Origin of the sequence: Novosphingobium lindaniclasticum LE124 (assembly GCF_000445125.1) — a bacterium.
GTDB lineage: Bacteria > Pseudomonadota > Alphaproteobacteria > Sphingomonadales > Sphingomonadaceae > Novosphingobium > Novosphingobium lindaniclasticum.
Genome location: NZ_ATHL01000128.1, coordinates 1 through 3,553, shown reverse-complemented (window position 1 = coordinate 3,553; position 3,553 = coordinate 1). Strand labels below are relative to the sequence as shown.

At 58.7% G+C, this 3,553-nt stretch carries 3 protein-coding genes; all 3 read right to left on the bottom strand.

The window, feature by feature from the left end; genetic code table 11:
* Positions 1-254, bottom strand: a 254-nt coding sequence (locus tag L284_RS0124815; RefSeq protein WP_031342971.1) for a FecR/PupR family sigma factor regulator, incomplete at its 3' end; no start/stop codon positions are given.
* On the bottom strand, positions 251-865 hold the full coding sequence (locus tag L284_RS0124810) for an RNA polymerase sigma factor (protein ID WP_052018424.1): 615 nt from the start codon (positions 863-865) through the stop codon (positions 251-253). The genes L284_RS0124815 and L284_RS0124810, both read right to left, overlap by 4 nt.
* Positions 866-1,935: 1,070 nt before the next feature.
* On the bottom strand, positions 1,936-3,471 hold the full coding sequence (locus L284_RS43070) for an ISNCY family transposase (RefSeq protein WP_021234660.1): 1,536 nt from the start codon (positions 3,469-3,471) through the stop codon (positions 1,936-1,938).
* Positions 3,472-3,553 lie beyond the last annotated feature (82 nt).

The window sequence follows — 3,553 nt, the reverse complement described above, 5'->3', positions numbered from 1 at the left end:
AGACCTATCGCCGCCGCGGCATACTTGCGAAACGCAGTTCGCAGCACCCAGGGTTTGGCGATATCGAGATTCCTTTTCCGCACGGTGCCGGTACTGGCAAGGAACATCATCGTGTCGAACGATCTCACCCGCCGCTCATAGGCCTGCGCATGAGCAGGAACGGAACGCCATTCTTCGAATTGCGCACGAACGTCTGCAGCATCGGGCCCGCGCATCCGGACAAACCAGTCATCGGCATCCTGATCGAGGCTCATTCGGTTTCCACGAGTTTGAAATCCTCCATCATGGGCTCAAGACGTCGCGTCACATGACCGATCGCACGGGTCATGTGTTTCTCGACCGTCTTGACGCTAAGGCCCGTCCGGGCTGCAATTTCTCTATAGGTAAAGCCATCGAAGCGGTGGGCCAGAAAGATCTCGCGGGTCCGTGGCGAGAGTTCTGCCATGATCGCCTCCAGCCTGACAAGCATGTCGCGTGCCTCGGAAGCCGCAACAGCATCGACGCCGACGATCGGAACATCGTCCGAACAGACGTGGAGGTTCTTGCAGCGACGCCGGTCATAGCGTGCCTCGCTCCGGATCAGGTTAATCGTAGCCTGCCGAAGATACGCATCCGGTGCTTCCACTTCGAGCGGATTTCCTCGGCCTCTCACTGCGAGACGAGAGAACAACTGCTGGACGATATCGGCAGCATGATCGGTGTGGATATGCTGCACGGCAAAGCGTACCAACTTGTCCCGGTGGGACCGATAGAGGCGATCGAGCCAATGCCCTCTTGCAATTGGAACCCGATCTTCCGGTGGCAAGGGCGCGCCTTCGGCAATCCCTTGGCACTCAAGACACCCGTCGTCTATGTTCAGGCGCATAACATCGCCCCATCTTCAACCGCACAGGTATCGAATACGCGCATATGGCGCGCGTTCTGCTTGCCCAAAGCCATGGGCAGCTCTCCAGTAGAAACCCGCACGGCTATCATCGAGCGGGGCCAACAGTAGGAATCGATTACCGACGTCTTTAGCCAAACGGCCTGGACATTCACGTCAGCAGCCCGGATGCACGCACCGAGCGATTTTTCCTGAAAGGCGGTTGGTGCGCCTTCGCGCCGTTTGTCGACGCAGTGGCATTCTTACTGATGGAAGCTGTCAAGACAAGTCGCAGTTTGCAGGAAGGTAGCCGGGCGAGAGGAAACCAGTGCCTTGAGGCATGGGCTGAGACCTTTAGTCGCAGACCTGAACATACGTCTCAGCCGCCCGGCCAATTCTCGTTGCTTTGGCGCGCCAACCGCTGTGGCGCCGTCTTGCGCTGTTGCCTCACACGACGCGAAACGATCTCAATTTTCTCAAGTTTGGACCATCGCCACGATCCACAAATATGTTGGCACTAGTGCGCACGAGAACAGGATTAAATTTATGAAATCTTATGACCGATGCGAACAGACCTAAAAAATCGGCTCCGCAGAGACGGATATACGCTATTAATTGCCGTGACTTTGGCGCGCTGTACACTCGGAGTGTTTATGCCAAGAAAAAACATCTGTTGCGCAAGTTAGAAATGTCACTGCCTGCAAGTTAGAGCCGTCACTGAGTATGACTGTTCGCGGTTCTGGCACCATGGGCTCTTATCAGTCAGGAGACGGGCTTAGGACGGCGGTGGCGATGAGCCATGGCGAACCTTCGCGATTTGATACGATGATGCGCGGGAGCGTAGCGAACTACGCGTTGAGGATGGTGTGGCGGTACTCAGCCTGAAGCGCGGTCAGATTATCTGTAGCGCGACAAACAGGATGAGGATTCGTGTTGCCTCGCGAAGAAATGTTCCCGAACAACGCGACCGTTGCCTCACGTAATTGTTCCTTACAGACCCTCGTGCGTCATTGCCATTGCATGTGACGGATTGCCGTGCAGCTGAGCCGTAGGCGAGGCGGAACGGCAATCCGTCACATGGCTGTAAGGATGGTTTCCGTGTCGACTGGCGCGTCACTGGCCAGCCCGGAAGAGTGGCTGAACACCAGGGCTCGCGCGTGTTCGGTGCGCCAGCCTTTCAGACGGCGCTGGATAGTCCGCAGGAGGCCGTCCGGGTAGATGTCCGGCTGCTCGGCCTGCAATTTTTCCAGCAACTCCCGCCCGGTACGCCAAGGCTCGTCTTCGAACCAGGCTTTCAACTGGTCGGTAACCTGAAGCAGTGGATCCGGCCGGCGCCGCTCTCGCTTACGCGGCGTCTTATCAACCGCCGTAGGCCGCGACTCACCATTCTGCCATAAAACTTTCAGGCTCGAGAGGAACGCCCCCAGCGGTGGGGGTGACGTTTCGGTCGGATCTGCCAAGACGACGGCGTCGGCCAGGACCACCAGTTTCTGCTGCGCGGTGCGGATGTCTCGCAGCAGTCGAACCGGATCCAGTCTGGCGGCCAGGTCCCGTAGCCGTTCGCGTGTCTGCTCGCTGGTCCGCGGGTCATCCATCAAACGCTGGAACGGCGTCGCGGGAGCGTGATAGCGCTTGTGGACTTTGGCGCCGTCGCGGCGCTTCTCCGCCAATTTGAATGAAGGCTGGAAGAAGTTCACGAACAGGCGCGCCGCCGCATACAACTCGGCCAGCAACCCAGCTGCTTCCAGCCCTTCGAACCGACGATAGCCCACCAGACGACGCACAACCGAACCGTTCTTTTGCTCGACCCAGGCCTGATCGTTCTTCCGATAGGGTCGGCAGCGGGTAAAGGCGATTTCCGTCGCCGCGCAGTAATCCCGCACCGTCTCATTGATAAACACGCTGTCGTTGTCGGAATCGAAGCCCAGCAACGGGAACGGCATCAGCTTGCGCAGTTCCTTGAGCACCTCCACCAATAGCGTTTGCTCGCGAACCAGTAGCGGAGCGCATTCGGTCCAGCCTGTCGCGATATCCGTCAACGTCAGCGTCCACGTCCAACTCCCTTTCGCCACCGGACCGCTATGCGAAACAAGGTCGGCCTCCATATGTCCCGGCGCCGGATCTCCCCAATCGCTGAATGTTCGGATCGGAACACTGCGCCTAAGTTCAGATCCCGCCACGCCGCGACGCCGGACCTTATGGCTGTTCCCTTTCGCGGTCTGTAAAACACGGTCAATCGTGGCCGGGCTCATCTGCAACAAGCTTCCTTTGATCGCCGGATCGAGATCAAGATGGCCATGGCCCTCCATCGCCTCGATCAGAATCGGGATAAGCGGCCGAAGTCGCTTGCCGCACAGGCGGTCGCTGGCCTCCCACAACACGAGCAACGCTCCGCGCACCGCCTCGTTGTAAATTCTCCGCTCGGGTCGCGTCGTTTCCCTGATCAACGGCTCCGCCCGCAAGAGTCTCATTGCATGCTTCCGGTGGAAACCTGTGATCGCGACGAATTCGTCGAGAACCTTGCCCTTGCTCGCGCGATCGGCCGAGCGATACCGCTCGCCGACTGCTTCAATCAATTCCCTGCGCGTCGCCATGCTCACCTTCCGCATCGTTCCCTCCCGGCCAATGCCGGGAGCAGTTTAGATGAGGCAACGGCAGGTTTGCCGGGAGCATTTCAGGCGAGGCAATGCG